The 25,063-nt window shown below is 40.0% G+C and carries 22 protein-coding genes and 1 other RNA gene; 3 read left to right on the top strand and 20 right to left on the bottom strand.

Annotated elements, in window-relative coordinates; all coding sequences use genetic code 11:
- Window positions 1–69: 69 nt before the first annotated feature.
- The 5 genes from EHW89_RS01860 to EHW89_RS01840 form a co-directional block, all read right to left on the bottom strand.
- Complete coding sequence (locus EHW89_RS01860; RefSeq protein WP_126466511.1) at window positions 70–1,566, bottom strand: cell division site-positioning protein MapZ family protein; 1,497 nt, start codon at window positions 1,564–1,566, stop codon at window positions 70–72.
- 12 nt (window positions 1,567–1,578) lie between these two features.
- Complete coding sequence (locus EHW89_RS01855) at window positions 1,579–2,733, bottom strand: THUMP domain-containing class I SAM-dependent RNA methyltransferase (RefSeq protein ID WP_049516861.1); 1,155 nt, start codon at window positions 2,731–2,733, stop codon at window positions 1,579–1,581.
- Between the two features lie 55 nt (window positions 2,734–2,788).
- Window positions 2,789–3,154: RNase P RNA component class B (rnpB, locus tag EHW89_RS01850), an RNA gene on the bottom strand.
- Window positions 3,155–3,167: 13 nt separating this feature from the next.
- A complete protein-coding gene (gene gpsB / locus EHW89_RS01845; RefSeq protein WP_003036439.1) occupies window positions 3,168–3,509 on the bottom strand; it encodes a cell division regulator GpsB in 342 nt (113 codons plus the stop codon).
- A gap of 69 nt (window positions 3,510–3,578) precedes the next feature.
- Window positions 3,579–4,106, bottom strand: a complete 528-nt coding sequence (locus tag EHW89_RS01840; RefSeq protein ID WP_070670907.1) for a DUF1273 domain-containing protein — start codon at window positions 4,104–4,106, stop codon at window positions 3,579–3,581.
- A gap of 69 nt (window positions 4,107–4,175) precedes the next feature.
- On the opposite strand from EHW89_RS01840, the gene recU reads away from it, so the two are divergent.
- Both recU and pbp1a read left to right on the top strand, forming a co-directional pair.
- Complete coding sequence (gene recU, locus EHW89_RS01835; RefSeq protein ID WP_003025849.1) at window positions 4,176–4,778, top strand: Holliday junction resolvase RecU; 603 nt, start codon at window positions 4,176–4,178, stop codon at window positions 4,776–4,778.
- Entirely contained in the window at window positions 4,771–6,939 is a 2,169-nt protein-coding gene (pbp1a, locus tag EHW89_RS01830) for a penicillin-binding protein PBP1A (protein ID WP_126466510.1), read from the top strand. Before recU ends, pbp1a begins: the two co-directional genes overlap by 8 nt.
- A gap of 312 nt (window positions 6,940–7,251) precedes the next feature.
- Here pbp1a and pepC read toward each other — a convergent pair whose 3' ends face one another.
- From pepC to EHW89_RS01785, 9 genes are all read right to left on the bottom strand, one after another.
- Window positions 7,252–8,589, bottom strand: a complete 1,338-nt coding sequence (gene pepC, locus EHW89_RS01825; RefSeq protein WP_049516866.1) for an aminopeptidase C — start codon at window positions 8,587–8,589, stop codon at window positions 7,252–7,254.
- 147 nt (window positions 8,590–8,736) lie between these two features.
- Window positions 8,737–9,561 carry an ammonia-dependent NAD(+) synthetase gene (nadE, locus tag EHW89_RS01820; protein WP_126466509.1) on the bottom strand — a complete coding sequence of 275 codons (825 nt, stop codon included), beginning with the start codon at window positions 9,559–9,561 and terminating at the stop codon, window positions 8,737–8,739.
- Complete coding sequence (locus tag EHW89_RS01815) at window positions 9,558–11,018, bottom strand: nicotinate phosphoribosyltransferase (protein ID WP_126466508.1); 1,461 nt, start codon at window positions 11,016–11,018, stop codon at window positions 9,558–9,560. The genes nadE and EHW89_RS01815 overlap by 4 nt, the downstream gene beginning before the upstream one ends.
- Before the next feature lie 215 nt (window positions 11,019–11,233).
- Entirely contained in the window at window positions 11,234–12,610 is a 1,377-nt protein-coding gene (locus EHW89_RS01810; RefSeq protein ID WP_126466507.1) for an amino acid permease, read from the bottom strand.
- A 396-nt stretch (window positions 12,611–13,006) separates the two neighbouring features.
- Window positions 13,007–13,918 (bottom strand): thioredoxin-disulfide reductase, encoded by a 912-nt coding sequence (gene trxB, locus EHW89_RS01805; protein WP_126466506.1) that lies wholly within the window; start codon window positions 13,916–13,918, stop codon window positions 13,007–13,009.
- Between the two features lie 62 nt (window positions 13,919–13,980).
- Entirely contained in the window at window positions 13,981–14,205 is a 225-nt protein-coding gene (locus tag EHW89_RS01800; RefSeq protein ID WP_003025868.1) for a DUF4059 family protein, read from the bottom strand.
- Window positions 14,206–14,313: 108 nt separating this feature from the next.
- Window positions 14,314–15,057, bottom strand: coding sequence for an amino acid ABC transporter ATP-binding protein (locus EHW89_RS01795; protein ID WP_126466505.1), 744 nt, complete (start codon window positions 15,055–15,057; stop codon window positions 14,314–14,316).
- On the bottom strand, window positions 15,057–15,866 hold the full coding sequence (locus tag EHW89_RS01790; protein ID WP_126466504.1) for an amino acid ABC transporter permease: 810 nt from the start codon (window positions 15,864–15,866) through the stop codon (window positions 15,057–15,059). Before EHW89_RS01790 ends, EHW89_RS01795 begins: the two co-directional genes overlap by 1 nt.
- A 159-nt stretch (window positions 15,867–16,025) precedes the next feature.
- The gene (locus tag EHW89_RS01785; protein WP_126466503.1) at window positions 16,026–17,369 is read right to left on the bottom strand and encodes a DEAD/DEAH box helicase; all 1,344 of its coding nucleotides are present in this window, start codon (window positions 17,367–17,369) and stop codon (window positions 16,026–16,028) included.
- 157 nt (window positions 17,370–17,526) lie between these two features.
- Here EHW89_RS01785 and pbp3 point away from each other — a divergent pair, with 157 nt between their 5' ends.
- The gene (pbp3, locus tag EHW89_RS01780) at window positions 17,527–18,768 is read left to right on the top strand and encodes a D-alanyl-D-alanine carboxypeptidase PBP3 (protein ID WP_126466502.1); all 1,242 of its coding nucleotides are present in this window, start codon (window positions 17,527–17,529) and stop codon (window positions 18,766–18,768) included.
- 455 nt (window positions 18,769–19,223) lie between these two features.
- On the opposite strand, the gene sufU is transcribed toward pbp3, so the two are convergent.
- The 6 genes from sufU to mecA form a co-directional block, all read right to left on the bottom strand.
- Window positions 19,224–19,679, bottom strand: coding sequence for a Fe-S cluster assembly sulfur transfer protein SufU (gene sufU, locus EHW89_RS01775; protein WP_003031067.1), 456 nt, complete (start codon window positions 19,677–19,679; stop codon window positions 19,224–19,226).
- The gene (locus EHW89_RS01770; protein WP_126466501.1) at window positions 19,666–20,898 is read right to left on the bottom strand and encodes a cysteine desulfurase; all 1,233 of its coding nucleotides are present in this window, start codon (window positions 20,896–20,898) and stop codon (window positions 19,666–19,668) included. Before EHW89_RS01770 ends, sufU begins: the two co-directional genes overlap by 14 nt.
- A gap of 15 nt (window positions 20,899–20,913) precedes the next feature.
- Window positions 20,914–22,176: a Fe-S cluster assembly protein SufD gene (gene sufD / locus EHW89_RS01765; protein WP_126466500.1), complete on the bottom strand. Its 1,263-nt coding sequence runs from the start codon at window positions 22,174–22,176 to the stop codon at window positions 20,914–20,916.
- Between the two features lie 39 nt (window positions 22,177–22,215).
- Entirely contained in the window at window positions 22,216–22,986 is a 771-nt protein-coding gene (gene sufC, locus EHW89_RS01760) for a Fe-S cluster assembly ATPase SufC (protein ID WP_003025885.1), read from the bottom strand.
- A 90-nt stretch (window positions 22,987–23,076) separates the two neighbouring features.
- Entirely contained in the window at window positions 23,077–24,243 is a 1,167-nt protein-coding gene (locus tag EHW89_RS01755) for a glycosyltransferase family 4 protein (protein ID WP_003036405.1), read from the bottom strand.
- Window positions 24,234–24,986, bottom strand: a complete 753-nt coding sequence (gene mecA / locus EHW89_RS01750) for an adaptor protein MecA (RefSeq protein WP_003031098.1) — start codon at window positions 24,984–24,986, stop codon at window positions 24,234–24,236. The genes EHW89_RS01755 and mecA overlap by 10 nt, the downstream gene beginning before the upstream one ends.
- Window positions 24,987–25,063 lie beyond the last annotated feature (77 nt).

The raw sequence follows: 25,063 nt of genomic DNA, 5'->3' as shown, positions 1-25,063 counted from the left end.
TAAAAATCTTATAAGCCCATTATAGCCTATAAGATTTTCAGTGTCTAATATCTTGCTTGAAAACGTTTCCTAATAATCCAAAGCATCTGCGTAACCCGCGCCATTTCCTACAAAATAACCCGTTTTACAGTTAATACTAAAGAGGTAGGTTCCGTCTGTTCTAAATAAATTGTAATAACCATTTCCGTTGATAATATTCACACGTTCAAGAATATAATTATCTCCTGTGAAATAGCCACGTTCCCGTGAGGTTGCCAAGATTTTTTCTAACACACCAGGATTGAAATTCCAAGCTGGATTATTACTGTCGTTAATTTTAGTTTGGTCGTACGGCACTCGGCTCAACTGACGCTGTAAATTCGTGCCTGACGCTGGTGCTGCTGGAGCAGTTGCTTGCGCTGGTACAGAAGCTGGTTGTTCTGCTACAGGTGCTTGAGCGGAGCTTTGTGACGGTGCAGCAGCAGCCTCAGATTGAGGAGCAGAGGTTTGTTGATTCTTTCCTAAGCTAATCGCAGATTTCAACACCTTATCCAAGTCCGTATTTCCAGTTGTGACATCTGTAAATTTAGCATCAGCCTTAACCTTTGCTTTAGTATCCAAAACACCATCTGTAATAGCTGCTGAAGTGAATTGTGCATTCACATTTTGAACAGCTTCAACTTGTTTGACCAAACTATCATATTTTGCTTTGGCAACATTGTATTCGTTGGTGTTTTTTAATTTTTCTAGTGCTACTTTCAATTTATCTAAATTGCCAAAACTACTATTTTTCAAAGCTAATTTATTGGCATCTGTAAAGAATGAATCATAAAGATTATTAAAAGCCTTCAAATCCTTATTTTCAGAGCTAGAAGTAGTAGAAGATTTACTGGTTTGGCTCGTTGAATTTGTAGCTGGCTTTGCTTGCTTTCTATTCAACGACAGATAAACAGTCCCACCGATTAGAGCCAGTAAAGCAACACTCGCTGCAGAATAGAGGACTTTCTTATTTTTATAAAATGGAACTTTCTCCGTTTCCATTTCTTCATCTAACGCTGTAAAAGTCGGATAGCTTTCCGTTGACTCAGTTGAACTCACAGGAATATCATCCATTTCAGGCTGAATTGGTTCCATTATTTTTGTCTCAGCCTCTAACTCCTCTGGAGTTTGTGTACTGTTTTCTTCCGAAGTTTCTTGCGGTTCTGCTTCGCTGGCTGCAAGTGCAGCTACTGTTTCATCAAAGGCAGACTCCTCAGACGCTACCTCTGCAGATTCTAGGGGGGCTTCCTCTTGAACCTCATCGTGCATCTCCTGGATAAATTCTGCCAAGTCTAACTGGCTCAGTTGTTCTTGATCTTCTGCTTCAGACATTTCTTCTGCAGATTGAGCCGAAAATTTCCCAGCTTCAATTTCTTGACGGTGCTGTTTAATGTATTTATCCAGCACATTATCCTCTTCCGTCACTCCTGCTTCAAGTTCTTCGCTTTTTCGAGCAGCCTGACCAATTGTCATTTCTTTAGCTGTTTCAAAATCAAGAATTGATTCTTTTTCTTCTTGTTCTGGCAAATGTTTTTCGTCTTTACTCACGGCAAATCCTTTCTAATCTATTTGGCGTTTGACTCTCTGACCAAAATATTGGTACAAATCAACTTTTAAAGTCCCGTTATAGAGTTTTCGTTTTTTATCGGCTTGACTGCCAAATTTTGCTTCAAACGCTTCATCACTCGTCAAGATAAACTTGCTCCACGTTTTTAGTGGTGCAAAAGTCTGCCCCATTTCTTGATAAAGCTTGGTTACAGAATCATCATCCAGCAATCTCTCTCCATAAGGGGGATTGGAAACAATGACACCATTTATCTTGTCGGTATGCAAATCCTGCAAGCGCATTTGCTTGAAAAGAATCTGCTCAGAAACACCTGCTTCTTCGGCATTTCGTTTGGCAATCTCCACCATCCGTGCATCAATATCAGTTCCTAAAATATCAAGCTGAATGTCTTGCTTAATCTGTCCTAAAGCTCTAGCACGAACACGCCCAACCAAGTCTGAGTCAACCCAATTCCATTCTTCAAACGCAAAATGACGATGAAGCCCCGGCGCCATATTCATGCCAATCATAGCTGCTTCAATACAGAAAGTTCCTGAACCACAGGTCGGATCAACCAAGGGCTTATCTGGATACCAATTGGATAAGAGCAGAATCGCAGCCGCCATATTTTCTTTAATCGGTGCGCCACCTTTTTCAGCCCGATAGCCACGTTTAAAGAGACTAGAGCCTGTCGTATCGATTAAAACAGTTGCCACGTCTTTCAAAATAGAAACTTCAATCTTGAACTCAGCTCCATTTTCCATTAGGGGAACACCCTCTGGTCGAGCATAGTGCTTTTGCAACTTTTTGACTACTGCTTTTTTAGAAATAGCTTGCACACTTGGTTCATTGTGAAGTTTTGATTTGACACATTTTGCCTTGGCAATTGGAAATTTTGCTCCAAGCGGTAAATAGTTTTCCCAATCCAAAGCAAAAACACTCTGGAATAATTCCTCAAAGGTCTTAGCCGGAAAACTGCCAACAACAATCTTAATGCGGTCTGCTGCACGCAACCAGAGATTAGTTTCAATAATGGTTTCAACAGTTCCGTCAAAACGCACGCGCCCATTTTCCACTTGACATTCTAAGCCAAGATTTCTGATTTCACGACCAACCACAGCCTCTAAACCAGCCGCAGCAGTCGCAATCAACTTAAATTTTGTTTTCATTCGTCCTCTCAAAATAAAAGCTAGCATAATACGCTAGCTAAACCTATATGCAACTTTCTATAAGCCATGTTTTGTTCCAGAAATAACTAGGTATCATTTCCTTCGATAATCATCTGTCTACTGTTTCCAGTCAGAATGCTGCGTTCGTTTCCACGCATTCCGTGCCCCGACCAAAGTTTGGGTTGCTAGCTTGAGGGGTTTACCGCGTTCCACTTCTTGTGTTTCCACAAAAACTACGTCACTGTGGCACTTTCAGACCTATTTTGACTTATCAAAGACTTAGCCATTTCAGTCGCCGTAACGGATATTTCCGTCCCTAGGCTTATTGTTTCACCTAGCACAAACACTACGGGCATCACAGCCCGTGCTAGCATGGACTTTCCTCATGAAAAGACGACTCTTCACGCGATTATCCAAAAATTGCACATTACTTATTAAATTTCGTTATTTAAGATTTGCTTGCCGAATACTTCTTTTTCCAAACGATTTAAGCGTTTTAAAATATCAAAATTTGTCAGCGTAGCAGATGCCACTTGAGGGGTTTCCATGATAGATTGCGTCAAAGGTGAAGTTGCCGCCTCATTTGACTTTTTAGCGAGTTCTGCTTTCAAACGGGCATTTTCTTCACGCAGTTCCTTTACCAAAGCAGCATACGTTTCGTAATCTTTAATGACATCATCTAAAAATTCGTCCACTTCAACCTTGCTATATCCACGGACGCCAACTTTAAAATCTTGATCAAAAATATCTTTCGGTGTGTAAATAATACTAGCCATTTCTCTCTCCATTCTCGTTCATTACTTTAATTATATAAAAAATGAACCGCAAAAATCAAGGTTAAACATCTAATTTTCGGAAAAATTTTCTGCGACCTCATTCAAGTCATCAAATGTTAATTGTTTGATAAAATATTGTTCTTGTTTCTTCATCATTTGGTAAAGATGTTTTAAATTTGTTTCATTTTCTTCATCGTAAAAAATATAAGCCCCGTCTGTATTACTGAGCAAAAAGTGATTGTAATCACGAAATTGGATGGGATTTTCATAATGAGGATAGGCGTATTTAACAAAATCCACCTGTTTAAAACGACTTAATTTTTCCTGATTGGCTTCATTCCAGTTTCCACCTTGATTCTCAAAAGTAAAAATCGTCGCAATTTGAAAATCGTAATCTTGCTGCAATTCTTTTGCAACCTCTAGTGCCCAAACTTCAAAACCTAAGTTCCCAGTAAAAATCAGCCACTCCGCACCTTCTTCCAATAAACGCGTCAAATCTCGCTGAATGGCTTTTTTAATAATCTTGATTCGAGGGTCTTTGTCATTAAAAATTCCCAAATCAAAATTCCGATAACCCACTATTAGTACGCTAACCACTTAAATTATCCCTTTATTTCCTTTTTTATGTTATAATAGAGTGATGTTATTGTACCAATAAGGAGATATATGGTCAACTATCCACATAAAGTTCCCTCTCGAAATTCATTAAGACTTCCCAAAAAGAAGTCCGTTGACTTTGCGAATCGGGGAATGTCGTTTGAAAAAATGATCAATGAAACGAATGATTATTATCTTAGTCACGATTTAGCGGTCATTCACAAGAAACCAACCCCTATTCAGATTGTAAAAGTGGATTATCCCAGACGTAGTCGGGCAAAAATTGTTGAAGCCTACTTTCGACAAGCCTCTACAACAGACTATTCTGGTGTCTATCAAGGACATTATATAGATTTTGAAGCAAAAGAAACACATCAAAAGGCTTCCATGCCGATGAAAAATTTTCATGCTCATCAAATCAAGCACATGGAACAAGTCGTCAAACAAGGAGGAATTTGTTTCGTTTTATTGCACTTTTCAGCCTTAAAATTGACATATCTACTTCCTGCTCCTTATTTAATTAACTTCTTCAAGGTTGACAAGGGGAAAAAGTCCATGCCACTTGACTACATTCAAAAGCATGGATATTCTATCTCACAGAATGGTCTTCCTAGCATTCCCTATCTTGAAATCATTCAACAAAATTTACTAGGTGGTAAAATAAATGAATAAGCAATCTTTACTGACAGCTGCAAAATATGTAGCTATCGGTCTCATTACATTATTTATGCTTGGAGTTGTAGCTGGTGGAGGAATTTTTCTCTATCAAGTTCACAAGGCACCTGCCTTGTCAGAAAAGAAACTAGTCGCCACAACTTCCAGTAAAATCTATGATAGTGAAAACAATCTTGTTGCTGACTTAGGTTCTGAAAAAAGGGTCAATGCGGCAACAAGTGATATTCCAACTGACTTAGTACGAGCTATCGTTGCAATTGAAGACCACCGTTTCTTCAATCATCGCGGCGTGGACTCTGTTCGTATTTTGGGTGCTTTCTTGAATAATCTGCGCAGAGGAAATCGACAAGGAGGGTCAACGTTGACGCAACAGTTGATTAAACTGACCTACTTCTCCACTTCAAGTGCCGACCAAACACTATCACGGAAAATTCAAGAAGCCTGGTTAGCTATTCAATTGGATCGCAAAGCCACTAAGCAAGAAATTATTACATACTATGTAAATAAGGTCTATATGTCAAATGGTAACTACGGTATGCAAACAGCTGCTCAAAGTTATTACGGCAAAGATTTGAAAGACTTGAGCTTAGCTCAAACTGCTTTATTGGCGGGGATGCCTCAGGCACCAAACCAATACGACCCTTATACAAAACCAGAAGCAGCCAAAAATCGTCGCAATCTTGTATTGTCAGAAATGTATAAACTCAAATACATCTCTGCTGAGCAATATGAAAAAGCAGTCAATACACCCGTCACAGATGGTCTGCAAAGCTTAAAAAATTCAGCTTCTTATCCTGCTTACATGGATAACTACTTAAAGCAAGTTATTGAGCAAGTCCAAGAAGAAACGGGTTATAACTTGCTGACGACGGGAATGGAAGTGTATACAAACGTAAACAGAGCGGCTCAAGAACGCCTTTGGAACATTTATAATAGCAATGAATATGTTGCTTATCCAGATGATGAATTACAAGTAGCTTCTACCATTATAGATGCTACAACTGGTAAGGTGATTGCTCAACTAGGCGCCCGAAATCAAGCTTCAAATGTTTCTTTTGGTACTAACCAAGCGGTTGAAACCAATCGCGACTGGGGCTCAACCATGAAACCGATCACGGATTACGCTCCAGCCATTGAAAATGGCATTTACACTTCTACGGCTGCTTACATTAGTGATGCTCCTTATAATTATCCTGGAACAACTACTCCAGTCTACAACTGGGATATGCGCTATTTTGGAAACATCACCATTCAGTATGCACTTCAAGAGTCTCGGAACGTTCCAGCTGTCAAGACGTTAGAAGCCGTCGGACTCAGCAAGTCTAAGAAATTCCTAAGCGGACTGGGCATTAATTATCCAGATATGGTATATGCAAATGCCATTTCAAGTAACACGACAAAATCCGATCGAAAATATGGTGCCAGCAGTGAAAAAATGGCTGCTGCCTATGCTGCTTTTGCAAATGGTGGAACTTATTACAAACCACAATATGTCAGCCGTGTTGTCTTTAGCGATGGAACCTCAAAAGATTTCTCTAATCAAGGTACAACCGCAATGAAAGAAACAACAGCTTACATGATGACAAATATGCTGAAAACAGTTCTTACATCTGGTACTGGGACCAATGCAGCTATATCAGGTGTCTACCAAGCCGGTAAGACAGGGACTTCCAATTATTCTGATGATGAATTGGCGAAACTAACAAAACCTTATGGTGGTTCAAGTGTTGTGACTCCTGATGAACTCTTTGTTGGTTATACGCAGAAATATTCAATGGCGGTATGGACAGGTTACACTAATCGTCTTACTCCCGTTCTGGACGATGGTGTGAAAGTCGCAACAGATGTTTACCGTGCGATGATGTCTTACTTGTCTGAAAGCGGGACAGAAGACTGGGAAATGCCTAGCGGCCTTTATCGTAGCGGAAATTATGTCTTTTTAGCCAATTCCACTAATAGATACCAAGGAAATTATTATAATTCTACTTCCAGTTCGAGCCTTGAAGAATCATCATCTTCTTCAAGCAGCCAAGAAAGTTCTACCCAAGAGTCATCAAGCAGCTCTGCTTCATCAAGTACAGAACCGAGTGCTTCTACGTCTGCAAGTTCTCCTAATAGCGGTGGAAATTCAGAAACTCCTCCTTCACGAAATCGATAATGAACAAGTTCCTGAAAGCTAAGCCGTTTAAAAGTTAACACCTTCAAATCAGAGTTTTGTAAAAATTAAAAAACACGAACAATCAAGACCAGTAAATAACTGGCTATAAGATTGTTCGTGTTTTTAATATTTCAATTCTTGATGAAATCACCATGAAGCAGTCTTATACCTTATGAAAATCTCTTCAAACTTCGTCAGTTTCGTCTGCGAGCTCAAAAGCTCCTCTTTTGATCTGCTTATGACTCATCTCTTAGTTTGCAATTTGATTTTCATTAAGTCTCAAAGTTTTATCCCACTTCTTTTTAATTCTTATTATTTGCTAGCCAAAGCTCCCATTGGATCCCATGGGGCAAGTACTTTTGGTTCTGCCTCATAAGCGGCTAGTTCTTCTGCTGTTAAGAATTCCTTACGGACAACGATTTGATAAGTGTACTCGTCCATCCAGTCGTCGCTGGCAACAAAATAACCTTTGTCTCCGACTTTGTCACCCCAAGAATTTTCTACTTTCCATTTTGTTGATTTTCCATTTTCATCCAAATCAACACCTGTCAAGACCATAGCATGGGTCATGAGACTTTCGCTGTAATCCAAACGTCCTGCCTTATCTTGTGTCAATTCAATATCCATACTTGAAGTAAAATCATACATATCATTCACCATCACACCAGCCTTGCGGTTGCTAGATTGACCGACATCAGAACCAAACCAAACAGTTTCTCCAGCCTGCATTTGAGCAATAGCCAGCTCTTTCAAACGCTCCATATTAACATTCAAATAACGGACATCACGTGCTCCTACGACATTTCCTAACATCTCAACTGTATAAGATTTACCGTATGGTTTGTCAGCTGTAGGAGCATTGATGATTGAAACGTAATCATCTAATTGAAGATCTACATATTTTTTGTAAAATGCTTGTGGTGTCAGTCCACTTTCGCTGTGGAAATTGTTGTCTTTATCACGATAAGCAAAATCAAAAGTACGAGGTGGAAGTCCAAGTGACATTGCTAAGAAATTAAAGATTTCTTGCAAGAGCTCTTCTTTTTTAGCTTGAATAGCTATCGCATCTGCTCCACTAGTAACCAAATCACGCAAAATTTGTGCATCTTGACGGAGTAATTTATTAAGATATTGGTTGAGCTCACGGCTATTGCTAGATGAAATGGATTCTGGGTAAACTGATTTTGGAACAACTCCATATTTTTCAAAAAGTGCCACAACCATATCCCATTGTCCGCCGTCTTGTTGAGGCGTATCTAAGAGGAATTTCACTTTGCGACTGGTTAAGTCTTGGTCAGCTGTTGCTAAGACTTGCTCTAAAAACCAGTTGGATTTTTCATATTTATCCCAAAAGAATGTGTGCGCTTGAGACAATTCAAATTCTTCTAATTGAAAGCCTGCAATCATTTTATGACGGAATGTATTGAGCGCTGCAAACATCCAGCAACGTCCAGACGCTTTTTGATTGCTGACTTTATCTTTGGTTAAATCAATGGAAAACACAGGATTGTTTTCAATTGCACTGCTGCGCTTTTCAAGCGATGTTAATAAACCATTGTGGCTAACTGCATTTTCAATTGCAGCATACTTGGCAGTTGCTTCATAATTTGCATATAATTTATCTGTAAATTGTTGATCTATAGAATTCATAGATACCTCCTTCTAATTCTAAACACCATTATAGCTTATTTTCAAAATTCTTCAAACAAAAAGTTAGGCGCACCTAACTTTTTGTTATACAGCTGATTTTAGTAACCGACGTATTTTAAAAAACATAAGTCAGAACAATTCCCCTGCTTATTTCCAAAAATCATCGAAGATTGTAATCGGCAAATGACGCTTGTGCTCCCCTTTGTGCCACCAAGATTCAATCCTTGCTTTCGCTTGGTCAGAAATGGTCTTACCTTCCAAATAGTCATCAATTTCGTTATAAGTGATACCGAGAGCGACTTCATCTGCAATGCCTGGCTTTTCTTCTTCCAGATCCGCAGTCGGTACTTTCTCATAGAGGGCAGGATCAGCGTCCAAGGCAACCAACAGTTGCTTACCTTGCCGTTTATTGAGACGATAAAGTGGCAGAATGTCTGCACCACCATCACCAAATTTTGTAAAGAAAGCTGTTACATTTTCTGCGGCGTGATCCGTTCCAACCACTGCTCCTTTATAAGAGCCTGCTAAAGCGTATTGCGCAATCATGCGACTGCGAGCTTTAATATTGCCTTTATTGAAGTCTGAGACCGTTGCTCCTGTAGCCTCAACCGCCTTTGTCATAGCATCTGCACTTTTTTTGATGTTGATCACAAGACTGACATCCGGCTGGATAAAAGCAAGAGCTCGCTGTGCATCGTCTTCATCAGCCTGCACCCCATATGGCAAACGCACTGCGATAAATTGATAGCTAGCATCGCCAGTCTCCGCACGCATTTCCTCTATTGCCAGTTGCGCCAAACGTCCTGCCAAAGTTGAATCTTGTCCGCCCGAGATTCCCAAAACATAGGTTTTCAAAAAGGAATGTTTTTTAAGATAATCCTTTAAAAAATCAATGGATTTACGGATTTCTTCCTCTGGGTCAATGACAGGTTTCACGCCTAACTGCTGGATAATCGTTTCTTGTAAGGTCATTTTGTTTCTCCCATTTGATTCGCTTTTTTGCGCATTTGATCAATCAAATCAACCTTATCTTGCCATACATCACGCGCCAAATCCACAGGATAATCTTGCGGATTAAGGACACGTTTGTATTCGTCCCACAACTTGTCAAATTCCTTGCGAGCATATTGTTGGATTTCTGTTAAGGTTGGCAATTCATAGACAAGTTGGCCTTGTTTAAAGATATCAACCAAAAGAGGCACTGCATCAAAATTTGTCACTGTTTTATTGATGTAGGTGTAAGTTGGGTGGAACATTTCTAATTCGGCAATAGCATTCACATCTACGCCATCATAAGTGATATAGTCTCCTTCTGACTTGCCTTTTGCACGGCTAGTAATCCGCCAAACTTGTTTTTTACCTGGTGTTGATACTTTTTCCACATTATTAGAGAGCTTAATTGTATTACGCAAATTGCCATGTTCATCTTCAATAGCCACAATCTTATAAACGGCTCCCAGTGCTGGTTGGTCATAAGCCGTGATGAGCTTAGTTCCAACGCCCCACACATCAATCTTTGCCTTTTGCATTTTTAAGTTGAGGATTGTATTTTCATCCAAGTCGTTAGAAGCGTAGATTTTGGCATTTGGAAAACCAGCTTCATCCAACTGCTGGCGGACTTTTTTAGAAATATAAGCCAAATCCCCTGAGTCAATCCGGACTCCAAGGAAATTGATTTTATCCCCCATTTCACGCGCTACTTGAATCGCTGCAGGAACACCGAGGCGGAATGTATCATAGGTATCCACCAAGAAAACACAGTCATGGTGCGTTTCAGCATACGCCTTAAAAGCTTCATAGTCATTTCTATAGACTTGGACGAGAGCATGAGCATGCGTTCCTAAGACTGGAATATCAAAGAGCTTTCCAGCACGAACATTACTGGTTCCATTTGCTCCACCAATCACTGCCGCACGAGTTCCCCAGATAGCCGCATCCATTTCCTGTGCTCGGCGTGTACCAAATTCCATTAAAGGCTCATTTTCGATGACTGAGCGAATCCGAGCTGCTTTTGTCGCTACCAAGGTTTGATAGTTGACAATGTTTAATAAGGCAGTTTCCACTAATTGACATTGAGCAAGAGGACCTTCTACTTGAACAATGGGTTCATTCGCAAAGACCAAGTCTCCCTCTTGTGCAGAACGCACTGTTAATTCCAATTTCAAATTTGCTAAATAGTCTAAAAATTCTTCATCATAGTCAAGAGACCGAAGATAGGCAATATCACTATCTGAAAATGTCAAATGGTTTAAATAATGAACCATCCGCTCCAAGCCAGCAAAAACCGCATAGCCACTATGAAAGGGCTCTTTCCGAAAATAAACTTCAAAAACAGCTCGTTTATTATGAATATTTCTTCTAAAATAAACTTGCATCATGTTGATTTGATACAAATCCGTATGCAAGGTTAAACTATCATCTGGATACATAACGACTCCTTGTAAGATGTATTTTTACTTATTATACCACAAATCAAAAGAGCAAGAGGAAATCTTGTTCAACTTTAGGTGTTTAAATAACTATTCTCAAGTTTTCTGTTGTATTGCGCTGTTTAAATTTTCAGTTTTAAAACATCTTAAAAACCAAGGTGCGTTTGGAACAACTTTAAAAAAGTAGCAAATTTATCCTTGGTTTTATTATATTATTATTTATCTTTAAATTTCAATTGGCTATAAATACCAAATACAAGTATCCAAATAGCTGAACCGATTGCTCCTACAACGGTTGATTTTTGTAAAAAGAGGGTTATAAATACAAAGGCAAAGAAGAGCAAAGTAAGAGGATTGAGAAACTTATAGGCTGGCATTAGATAGCCATCTGCCATAAATTCTTTTGATTTTCTGTATTTCAGGTGAGCAATCATAGTGAGTGCATAGATAGCAATATAAACTCCTGATGAAGAAGCAGTAATCAAAGCAAAGGAGTCTGATACTCCTGGTAACACCTGAATAAAAGCAGCTAATGCAATCACTACCGCTGAGGTCAAAATAGCGTTTTGCGGAACATTTTGTCTGGATAATTTCCCAGCACCGATTCCATTCAAAAAGCGATTAGGTGAATCATGTGCAATTTGATACAAATGACGCCCAGTCGAATACAAGGTAGAGTTCAAAGCTGAAGCAGCTGAAGTCAATACGACAAAGTTAATCAAAGCTGCAGCCCATTTAAGGCCTGCCAACTTGAAAACAATCACAAAGGGAGAATCTGTGGTTGCTAAATCCCGCCAAGGGATAATCGCCATAATTGCAAGCAAAGAGCCACCGTAGAAAAGAACGATCCGCAAGGGGATTTCTTTAATAGCCTTTGGCAATACCTGCCGAGGATTTGCCGTTTCAGACGTTGTGATTCCAATAAATTCAATAGCTTGATAAGCAAAGAAGACCATTTGAAAGCCCATGACAAAACTCATAAAACCATTAGGAAATAATTGGAAATTTTGACTGATATTGCTGATGCTGGCTACACCATTGGGCGTTTTAAAGCCTGTCAACACCATAAAAATCGCTGTCACAATCAAAGCAATAATCGCTACAATCTTGACCATGGCAAACCAAAATTCAACTTCACCAAAAACTCGGACTGCAATCAGATTGACCATACTCAAAACAGCAAGGAAGACGATTTGAATCAGCCATGCCGGCCAAGTCGGAAACCAAAATTGGACATATTGTGCAACTGCCGTGATTTCTGCCATACCGATAAAAATGAGGGAAATCCAATAGGACCAACCAGAAAAATAACCCCAGCCATTCCCAAGATACTTGGTAATGAAGTTGATAAATGTGTGCTGGTCTGGATCATAATACAACATCTCTCCAATCGCCCGCATCATCAAATACATAAAGATGCCTGTGAGCATGTAAATGAGAATAATTGACGGCCCTGTCAGACTAATCGAACGTCCTGCTCCTAAAAAGAGACCCGTTCCAATTGTCCCAGCAATAGCAATGATTTGGACATGACGATTTTTTAAGCCACGTTCCATTTTATTCTTATTATTTTCAGAATTCTTTTCACTCATACGAAGCCTCCTTTTCACATGAACTTTTCTATTGTACCACAATTCTGACAATTTCACTAGTCATTTATGAGGGCACGAGAATTGAACAAATCAAAAGAAATCCTTTCATTTCCAATCCTCCAATGCATTACTGGGTTTTTATTAAGCAAAAAGAAGCTGGGACAAGTGCTCAACTTCTTTTGTTTATATCGTGTGTTTTGGAGAAACTCTATTACCCTTAGGCAATTTAGAGTACAATTGAGGCTGATACGAAAGTCTAAAGGCATTCGCTTTACAAGTTCGAAAGAGTACCTTTGTCCAACACTTCGTTTTTTATCCACCACCTAAACTGCCGAGCAGCCTTGCGTGGCTGAGACTACGAACCAAAAATTTTCAAGATGATTTTGGTCTTTCGCTCTAAAAATTCTCTGTGATATACTTGTAGACTTCTTGCCCTGCAACCGCTCCGTCACCGACAGCTGTCGTTACTTGGCGAAGATCTTTTTCGCGAACATCTCCAATAGCATAGATGCCAGAAATAGCCGTTTTCATATGATTATCGGTTACAATCCAGCCTGCTTCATTGGTAATGCCCAAATCTTTGGCAAACTCACTAACTGGATCTAAACCAACATAGATAAAGACACCGCCAAATTCATGTTCAGATATTTCACCCGTTTTGACATTCTCTACCATAACGCTGCTAACGCGCTTGTCACCTTTGATTTCCTTCACAACTGAATCCCAGATAAAATGAATTTTTTCATTGGCAAATGCACGTTCTTGCAGTAACTTTTGAGCTCGCAATTCATCGCGCCGATGAATAATGGTCACCGTTTTTGCAAAACGAGTCAAAAATACAGCCTCTTCCACTGCAGAGTCGCCTCCGCCGACCACAAGTAAATCTTCATCTCGAAAAAAGGCTCCGTCACAGACTGCACAGTAAGACACCCCTCGGCTGTTTAATTCTTCTTCGCCCGGAACTCCTAAATGGCGGTGAAAGGCACCAGTCGCAATAATAAGTGTCTTCGTTTCCAAAACCTCATCTTCTGTAAAGACTTTTTTTATTGCTCCTTGGTGTTCGATTTTTTCAACAGAGCCAAATAAATGCTCCACTCCCAAATTTTCGAGCGGTTCAAACATTTTTTCGGCTAGTTCTGGACCACTGATATTAGCATATCCAGGATAATTTTCAATATCTGAGGTATTGTTCATTTGTCCGCCTGGAATGCCACGTTCCAAAAGAGCCACTTTAAGATTACTTCTAGCAGCATAAAGCGCAGCTGTCATGCCTGCTGGTCCAGCTCCAATAATAATTGTGTCGTACATAAATTTACTTCCTTTATTGTAATCACTGTTATTCTAACGTTATTAAGCTCTTTTTTCAAACATTATGCTCTGAAGATAAGCAGAATCCCCATCATTGCAAAGGATAAAATCGGAATCGTCATCACTGCAATCAATAGCATATCATACAGATGAGCTTGTCGATCTTTGATTGTTTTATCAACACGGCGAACAGCACGCAGCCCAATCCATAATCCGAGAAAACTCCCTACCAATAGCGCCGTAATCAGTAAACTCTCTAGATAGAGTAAAAAAACTTGAGACAGCATAGCCACTCCTCTATTAACTAACTTTTATTAAAGGCATTCAAAACAAATGCCGCAAACTTGAAAATAAACCCAGCTAGCAAGGCCAACTGGGCTTCTTTTTCTATTATATCAAATATATGTCCGTTTGTAACTGGCAAAAAATTCTTTTGTGCGTTCTTCTTTAGGGTGGTTCATTATTTCATCTGGAGTTCCCATTTCAATAATGTGCCCCTTATCTAAAAAGAGCACCTTGTCTGCCACTTGAGACACAAAAGACATGTCATGACTAACTAAAATCATGGTCTGACTAGCCTTGGCTGCATCTGCAATAGATTTTTCAACTTCCCCTACTAGTTCAGGATCAAGCGCTGATGTTGGCTCGTCTAAAAGCAGAATATCTGGCTTCATCGCAAGCGCACGCGCCAAAGCGACACGTTGTTTTTGTCCACCTGACAGATGACGAGGATAGTGATTTTCACGATCTGACAGACCAACTTTTGCTAGTTCTTCTTTGGCAAGATTCGTCGCTTCTTGGTCTGATAATTTTTTTACAACCAATAAACCTTCTTTGACATTGTCCAAAGCCGTCCGACGCTCAAAGAGATTAAACTGCTGAAATACCATTGCCAACTTTCGCCGCAAGGTTAGGACTTCTTCCTTGCTAATCTTAGAAAAATCAACAGTAAAATCATCAATGGCAATCGTGCCGCTGTCTGGCTGTTCCAGATAATTCAAACTGCGTAAGAAAGTGGATTTCCCCGCACCAGATGAACCAATTAAAGCAACCACTTCTCCTTTTTGAATCTCTAAACTAAGATTGTTTAAAACCATTTGTCCAGAAAAGGATTTGCTGAAATTTGAAATACGAATCATTATCGAACATCTCCTTTCGCCTGTATTTGTGGATTGAGATTATCAGGCGCTTCAATCGCCATTTTCTTTTCGATAAACCGCCCAAATGCTTCAATCACAATATTCACGCCCCAATAGACAAGAGCTACCGAGATAAAGCGCTCGAAGTAGCGATAATCTGCACCACCCAAAATCTGCGCTTGAGCAAAAATCTCAACAACTCCTGCACTGAAAGCCAAGGAAGTTCCTTTGGTCAAGCCAATCAAAGAGTTAATCAAGGTCGGTGTGGCAACCACTGCGGCATTGGGAATAATAACACGGCGGTAAACCTGTCTGTTTGTCATTCCCAAACTACGAGCCGCTTCAATCTCTCCAGAATCCACTGATAAAATCGCTGCTCGAATAGTTTCACTGGCGTAAGCTGCTTCATTAAATGCAAAAGCTACAATCGCAAATAGATAGGCTGGAATAGCATTGATATTCAGACCCGTACCGAATCGCAAGTTGATGGCCTTCAGAAGCAAAGGAATCCCATAATAAGTCAGCATGAGCTGAACAAGCACTGGTGTCCCTCGCAAAAAACTAACGAAAAAAGCCTGCAGAGGATATAAAATTTTCACACGGTTGATTTTGACAATAGCAAAAATGAGAGCCAAAATCAAGCCAAAAAAAGCTCCTCCTAAGGTCAGTAGTAGTGTTGTTGGTAATTTTTCGATAATTCTTGGTAGTCCGTCAAACACAGAGCGCCAGCTAAAAAGCTGTCCGTCTGGAATCTTTTGAACCAATTCTTGATACCAATTAGAGGTTAAAATCGCTGTTGTAACAATCATAGTAACTTCCCTTTCTCGATAATGTCTAATTCTATCACAATTTTTTTATTTCACCAATTATTTACTACGATAAAAATAGACTAGCAAGACTAGTCTATCACATTCGTTCTCTAAAGAATAATTGTTTTTATTTATGAGAGTGATAAAGAAATTTTAAGACTAAAAACTTTGACGTTTCGCTTTTCTTTCTGCACGACCGCGTGCGCGATTTTCAGCTCTTTTTGTCTTACGGCGTTTTTCATTGACAGCCCACTGGATTTTTTTCTTATAGCCCGGTTTGATTTTCTTCTTTTTCTTTTTAACCAGACCAATCATTTCCGTGTCCAATTTTTCCTGCGTTTTTTCACGATTGACACGACGATCGCGGTCATAGGTATCTTGAAATTCTCCGTTTTTGATCATCTTAGGAATGAAGTGAATGCCCAATTTTTCCAGCTCACGAATATCTGAATCATCGCTCGGTTGATAAAGTGTAATGGCTGTTCCCGGTAGACCATTTCTGCCAGTTCGTCCCACTCGGTGAACGAAGAAGGACAAATCTTGCGGAATCGCATCATTGATGACATGACTAACGCCTTCAATATCAATTCCCCGCGCAGCTAAATCTGTCGCAACAATGTATTCAAAATCTAGGTTCTTCACCTGATTCATAATCCGTTTTCGCTCTCGCGGTGCAATATCCCCATGAATCTTTGCCACCTTGAGACCTTGCGCTGTCAAATAGCTATGCAATTCATCCGCTCGTGTTTTAGTATTGACAAAAATCATAGCTAGATAAGGCTGTAGGAGCTGTGTGATTTCATAAATCTGCGCATTCTTATCACGTCCTTTTGTCGAAATCAGCCAATTTTCAATGGTATCTGAAATAACTGTTTTGGTTTTGATTTGCTCAATGACCGGGTTAGATAGATATTTTTTTAAAAATGGCTGCAATTTTTGCGGAATGGTTGCAGAAAAGACTAGAAATTGCAAATCCTTCGGCAAACTAGACGCAATCTTATCCACCGTCACTAAAAATCCCATATCAAGCGTCATATCTGCTTCATCAACGACAAAAGTATGCGCCTTATGAATGGCTAAGTCACCTGATTCGACCAAATCATAAATACGTCCCGGCGTACCAATGACAATGTGCGGCTGACTGGAACTCAATTTCCCAATCTGACGATTTTTATCAGTTCCACCGACATAGTTAGCAACTCGAATTTCCTTATCAGAAAAAGTAGCAATTTGGCGTGCAGCCTGATAAATCTGCCTAGTCAACTCACGACTAGGAGTGGTAATGACGACCTGAACACTATCTGCATCTTCATTCAGCGTTTGAAAAATCGGCAACAAGAAAGTGTGAGTTTTCCCTGAACCTGTTTTGGACTCTCCCACCAAATCTCGACCAGCAAGCACAACCGGAATGAGTTTTTCCTGAACTTCTGTCGCCTCAACAAAGTTCAAATCCTTGAGTGCCTCTTGGATATAATCTTTAAACTTAAATTCTGTAAATTTCATGTTTTCCTCTATTCGTCTCTTATCCTATCTATTATACCAGAACTTGCTTTAAAAATAAAAATGAATCATGTTTTTCTCTTCTTATTTCCTCCCTTTTCTATGAAGCTCTCCTTATTTTATGGTACAATAATAATAAGTTTACAAAAAAGGGATGACCATGAAAAAATTTATTATTACTCTTGTAACGACTCTCTTGATCTTCCTAGCTCCTACGGTTTTAGCAGACAACTTTGAAGTAGGTGCTAAGCATGCTATTGCAGTTGACGTTGCAACCGGAAAAATTTTGTATGAAAAAGATGCTAATCAGCCAGTTGAAATTGCTTCTATTACTAAACTACTAACAGCCTATTTAGTCTATGAAGCGATTCATCAGGGAAAATTCACTTTACAAACTTCCGTAGATATTTCTGACTACCCTTATCAACTAACCGTTAATCCGAACGCCAGTAACGTTCCTTTGGAAGCTAGAAAATATACTGTCGAAGAATTGTTAGAAACTTCTTTAATAGCAAGTGCTAATAGTCCAGCGATTGCCTTGGCTGAAAAAGTCGCTGGCAGTGAGAAAAAATTTGTGGATTTGATGAAAGCTAAATTGCAACAATGGGGAATCAAAGGTACTACTATCATCAATGCTTCTGGGCTGAATAATTCTGTTTTAGGAGAGGAACATATTTATCCTGGTTCAGGAAAAGAAGACGAAAATAAAATGAGCGCCCACGATGTTGCAATTATTGCTCGGCGTTTAATCCTTGATTACCCAGAAGTTCTAGAAATCACCCAAAAAGCTACGTCTAACTTTGCAGGCATGACGCTTACATCGTCCAACCACATGCTCAAAAATATGCCCGCCTTTCGAGCCGGAGTAGATGGCCTCAAGACTGGAACTTCTGATAAAGGAGGCTCTTCCTTTGTCGGAACAATCCAGCAAAGAGGGATGCGTTTGATTACGGTTCTCCTCAATGTTGATCATGCAGATGAGGATGAGAATGCCCGCTTTACGGCTACCTCTAGATTTATGACCTATATTTATCAACAATTCACAGTCCAAACTCTTGTGAAAAAAGGTGAAGCCTACAATAAAAGCTCTGCCCGCGTCATTAACGGGCAAAAAGATGAAGTCACTGCTGTTGCTAGTGAAAAACTCACCATTGTGCGGAGATACAATCATAAAAAACCGACTGTTCATTTTACAACTGATAAAAACGGTTATCCCACTCCTTTAAAAAAGGGTGTCGTTGTTGGGAAATTGACCTATACTGATAATGATTTGATTGGAAAAGGCTATCTTGACAAGAAACCACCAACTATTTCCATGCTTTCAGCAGAGAAAATTGGTCGTCCTTTCTTCCTCAAATCATGGTGGAATGAATTCGTCCAATATGTCAATGAAAAATTATAAACAAGCGAAATAAAAATCAGTATTCGTAGATGCTTGATTTCATCGTTCATCTCCGCATAGCTCGAAAGACTTGAAAAACCTTTTGAGGTTGGAAATAAGCAAATGTAACTTAATGACAAATGGGCTGTAAAAGTTGATATAGAACATATTATAGCTCATTCAATAGTAATTGGGAATGTGACAAAACTCAAAATCAAAAATTTTTAGTTTGTAGTCTCATTCCCACAAGGTTGCTCAACAGCCTGAGAGACTGTCGAGGTGGCAGATAAAGAAAACAAAGTTTTCGTCAAAAGTACTCTTCCAAGCTTGAAAAGCGAATCGCCTTGAGACTTGCTTTTCAAGCTCTATCCGTAACCTCAACGCAGTGCTTTGAGCAATTAGCTACTGCGTCTGTAATGCTAACGATATCAACAAAGAAAGCTGAGCACTTTTGTCTCAGCTTATTTATTTTAGCTTCATTTACTCAACTTTTCAGAATTTCCAGCTTCCTCAATCGCCTTTTTAAGAGCGTTCCAACCTAAGGTTGAGCATTTGATGCGTTGAGGGAACTTAGCAACACCAGCTAAAAAAGCTGCGTCTCCTAGTTCCTTTTGCTGCTCATCGTCCTTACCTTGCACCATTTGAGAAAAAATTTCTGCCAAAGCTAGCGCTTCTTCCTTTGTCTTCCCTAGGACTACATCCGTCATCATACTGGCTGAAGCTGTAGAAATACTGCAACCAGAATTCACAAACGCAATATCTTCAATCATGCCCTGCTCATCAAATTGAACCGACAGGCTGATGACATCACCGCACGTAGGATTGTTGAGATTCACTTGCTCCACTCCATCCAAACGACCTTGATGATGAGGGTGAGCTGAATGGTCCGTCACAACTGCTTTATAAAGACTATTTAATTTAGAAAGTGCCATCGAAAAACTCCTTTGTTTTCTGTAAAGCTTCAACGAGCTTATCGCAATCGGCTTTGGTATTATACAGATAAAAGCTAGCCCGAACAGTTGCTGCCACTCCTAGGTAACTCAACAAAGGTTGAGCACAGTGATGTCCAGCCCGTACAGCCACGCCTTCATAGTCCAGAGCTGTTGCTACATCATGAGGGTGAAGCCCAGCTAGATTAAAAGAAATAACACCCGACCGCTGAGTCAAGTCCTCCGAACCATAAATGGTAAGCCCCTCAACAGCTTGTAATTTTGGAAATACGTAAGCTATCAATTCCTGCTCATACTGATGAACTGTTTCCATTCCAATCTTGTCCAGATAGTCAATGGCGACAGCTAGACCTATAGCACCAGCTATATTGGGTGTGCCTGCTTCAAACTTCCAAGGTAGTTCTTTCCATGTCGCTTCTTGTTCATAGACAAAATCAATCATTTCCCCACCAAATTCGACAGGCGACATTCGCTCAAGTAGCTCTTCTTTGCCATAGAGAACACCGATACCAGTCGGACCTAGCATCTTGTGACCTGAAAATGAAAAGAAATCAACGTCCAAATCTTGTACATCAATCTTCATGTGAGGAACTGATTGAGCTCCGTCCACCACTAAAAGAGCATTTGCCTGGTGCACCAACTCTGCTATTTCTTTTATGGGATTCACCACACCTAGTACATTAGAAACATGCGCCAAAGCAACAAATCGCGTCTTTTCAGTCAATTTCGACCGAAAGTCAGCGAGATCTAACATACCGTCTTTCAGATAAGCATAAATCAATCTAGCACCTGTTTTCTTACAGGCTTCCTGCCAAGGAATGATATTGGAATGGTGCTCCATAACGGAAATCAGCACTTCGTCGCCTGGCTGCAAGACACTTTCGGCATAACGCGCCACCCAATTAAGCCCAGTCGTCGTTCCTCTCGTAAAGAGAACTTCTTTCGTTGAAGCGGCATGGATAAAGGAGCACACTCGTTCCCGCGCAGCTTCATAAGCTGCCGTTGCCCGTTCTGCTAGTGTGTGAACACCACGATGAACATTGGCATTGTCTTTCTCGTAATAAGCTGCAATCGCCTCTAATACCTGCGTAGGCTTTTGGGTTGTAGCCGCATTGTCCAAATAAACCAGGGGCTCATCATTGACGATTTGATCCAAAATTGGAAAATCCCTCTGAAGGATTTCTACATCAAGTTTAGACATTTCTTTTCCTATCTTTTATTTCTTAGCCAAAATTTCATCAATAGTTTCAATCATCTCAGCACGGACTTCTTTGACTGGAATTTCAACGATAACAGAACCTAAGAAACCACGCACGACTAACCGTTCTGCCGTTGCCTGATCTAGCCCTCGACTCATAAGATAGTACATATCTTCTGGATCTACCTGACCGATAGAAGCCGCATGCCCTGCTGTGACATCATTTTCATCAATCAAAAGAATAGGATTGGCATCTGAACGTGCTTGGTCAGATAGCATCAGTACTCGACTTTCCTGTTGCGCATCTGCCCCCTTAGCTCCCTTAATAATGTGTCCAATACCATTGAAGGTCAAAGTTCCCTTTTCCAAAATAACTCCATGTTGGAGGATATTGCCGATTGAATTGCAACCGTAGTTGGTGACGCGACTGTCAATCCCTTGTATCTGTCTACCACGAGAGAGAGCCACCACTTTCATATCCGCATGACTGCCACGACCAAACAAATCACTGTCAAAATCAGCAATCACCTTGCCTTCATTCATGACCCCGATTGCCCAGTCAATCATTGAATCATCGTCCAACTTGCCCCGACGACTGATATAAGCTGTCACATTTTCCCCCAGACGGTCAATAGCTGAGAACTTAATCTGAGCACCAGCCTGTGCAATCACTTCCACCGTGATATTTGCTGTTGCAGAAAGACTGCCAGAACCATAGGTCTCCAGACGCTCTAAATAGGTAAACTTGGAGTGTTTCCCTGCAATAATTAGAATGTGCTTATTAAATGGTACATCACTTTTACTGTCTTGGTAAAAAATACCTTCAATGGGTTGACTGATTTCAACATTATCTGGAATATAGAGCACCGCTCCACTATTGAAATAAGCTGTATGGTAGGCTGCCAGCTTATCTTCATCATATTTAACTGAAGACATAAAATACTTTTCCATGATTTCTGGAATTTCCTCAAGAGCAGTGTAAAAGTCTGTAAAGATAACTCCTTGCTCCGTTAGTTCAGCCGGCAATTGCTCTAAAACAGTCTGTGTTCCAACCTGAACCAATGTCAAATGGTCATTCAGTGCTGTAAAATCAGGCACATTTGCAAGAACCTCACTTTCTGACAGCGTGCCGTCTCCCAAATTCCAGCGGTGAAATTTCACCCGCTCAATAACAGGCAGTTCCAACTTATCTATTTTATCAAAGGCAGCTTGACGGAGATTTGCCAACCACTCAGGCTCCGCATGCATTTGTGAAAAATGTTTAATGGTTTCTTTTGTCATTTCATTCTCCTATCTTTTCTAAGTAAAAAGAAAGGTTGACTAGACTTCTTCTTGGTAATCAAAACCAAGTTCTTCAGCCAATTTGGCATAACCCTCCTGCTCCAAACGAACAGCTAATTCCGGACCACCAGAAGCAACTACACGCCCATCCATCATGATATGGACCACATCAGGCGTAATATAATTCAACAGACGTTGATAGTGCGTAATAATCATAGCACCAAAATGTTCACCACGCATAGCATTGACGCCCTTAGACACTACTTTCAGTGCATCAATATCTAGTCCAGAGTCAATTTCATCCAGTAGCGCAAAAGTTGGCTCTAGCATCAACAATTGCAAGATTTCATTGCGTTTCTTTTCACCGCCAGAAAAACCTTCATTCAGATAACGTTCTGCCATTTCCTCTTTCATATTGAGTAATTCCATTTTTTCATCCAATTTCATGATAAAATCACGGACAGAGATTTTTTCATCATCTTCTTTACCTGCATTCATGGCTGCACGCAAAAATTCTGCATTGGTAATACCTGGAATTTCACTTGGGTACTGCATAGCAAGAAAAAGTCCCATACGAGCTCGTTCATCCACATCCAGTTCTAAAATATTGACACCATCAAAGAGAACTTCTCCCTCGGTTACCTCGTAATTCGGATTTCCCATAATCGCTGCTGATAAGGTGGATTTCCCCGTACCGTTTGGTCCCATAATGGCGGCAATTTCTCCTGTTTTAAGAGTCAGATTGACTCCTTTTAAGATTTTCTTTCCTTCAATTTCTACATGGAGGTCTTTGATTTCTAACACAGACATGGCAAACTTTCCTTTCTTCATATCCATAATCTACCTTACCAGTATAGCAAAAAAAAGCCAAAAAGGCTTTGATTTTGTTTAAGTGCGAGTCTACTTCTTTTTTCTATTTCTGAACTTTGTTCTGATTTCTTCCCGATAAGCAGAATTTCCGATAAAACGAAGGATATTGAGTAGCGGTGTTCGATTTGGACCCAGAACACCAATTAGTTCTACCAAAAGTTCCACTCCAAAAAGTAGTCCAATAATTAACAGTGTCCCACCAATACGGCTCGAAACATTTAGCAAAAGAGAAATCATGGCAAAAATCATAGAAATGCCATAAATAACCAAGACTGTCCCACGGTGTGTTAAGCCCAAGGATAACAGCCGATGATGAAGATGTCGCTTGTCTGGTGTATAAAATTTTTGTCCAGATAAAGTTCTACGCACAATCGCTAAAAATGTGTCTGTAATCGGCACACCCAGAATAATCATCGGAGTAATCACAGCGACAGCTGTCGCATTTTTCAAGCCTTGCAATGACAAAACCGCAATCATAAAACCGATAAACAGCGCTCCTGTATCTCCCAGATAAATAATAGCGGGGTGGTAATTGTAAGGGAAAAATCCTGCGATAGACATGACCAAGACAAAAATAGTTAAGGTTAGAAAGACATTGTGATCTGGCAAGAAAAAGTAGGAAACAATCCCCATTGTCACCAGCGAAATAATGGATACACCACTCACTAATCCGTCCAACCCGTCAATCAAATTAACGGCATTGGTAATCGAAATAATCCAGATAACCGTCAAAATAAAAGACAACCAAGGAGCAAAGTGCAGCAGCGGCCCACCAAAAGGGATTTTAAAATGATTCAAACGGAAATCCGTCAATAGCCAAATCAAACTGGCAGCCAACACAATTCCTGACATCTTTGCTAAAGGCTTCAACTCTTTCACATCATCAATCAATCCTGTCAGAGCAATGATTCCGCCTCCTAAGACAACCGGCCAAATATAATCAAAATAACCCTTTCCATGAAAGGTCGCTTGTACAATCATCGGCATAAAAACAAGTGTAGCAACCGAAAAAGCAATGACAATAGCTAAACCGCCGCTGCTTGGCATCGGCTTTTTGTTGATTCTTCGTGCATTTGGATAATCAACCGCACCTATCTTAAATGCCAATAGACGCACCAAAGGCGTGAGAATCACACCGATGAAAAAGGTTCCAAGCAACACCAAAATGAATTTTAAAGGGAAGGGAATCATAAGCATTTAACCTTTTTAAGACTGGCAACCGCCTCGTTGACAAGCAATAAGTAACCGTGCTCTTGCAAAACAGCTCTTGTCACATCCGTATCTTCTGCATGTTCACGCATCAAAGCCAGGAGCCAAGCTGGATAACGCTTTGGACGCCCTTCAATATCAACCAAGATTGTCAAATAATAGTGGTCGTCCATTTTGTACAACTCCGAAGTATTGACAGCATAATCTACTGTCTTAGAAAAAACAATTGCTTCTTTCAGGCTGGAAAATTTCAAAATGTAATAAATATATTTCTGCGTTAGTTCGTCACTATTTTCCTCTGACTCCATATCAGAAGTGCTTGTGTTATCGTCTGCTTCCGCCGTTTCCAAAGAACGAACAGCCTCCATATCGTCTTTACTTTTCTCAAAAATATTTTTTTCTAATGTCTTTAAAAATTCATCTGGAGACATTTGAGACAGCTCTTCTACATCTGGTAAATCTGCCAAATCATCGAAGTTCAAATTCTTATCAATCTTAGACTTGGTGACAAAGACATCCAATCGGTCGGGCTTTGGTGTCACACGAAAACTGAGCATGCCACTATCTAAAAAGCTCTCTGGCATTTCCAACTCATCTAAAATCGCATAGAAAAACTCTTCTGTTTTTTCTTGTGGGACTAGAAAATCTGCCATTTCCATCCCACGTTCCTCTAAATCCTCTAATTTTATTGTGATTTTAATCGTTGTATCACTAATTTGCTTCATTTCCATAGCATTACCTCATACTTCTAGTCTTTTCATTATACTAAAATTTCGGGTTTTTTACAAAAAATAGATAGCCTTTGTCT

This window comes from Streptococcus periodonticum, assembly GCF_003963555.1.
Classification (GTDB): Bacteria; Bacillota; Bacilli; order Lactobacillales; family Streptococcaceae; genus Streptococcus; species Streptococcus anginosus.
This window is presented reverse-complemented; position numbering and strand designations above follow the sequence as displayed.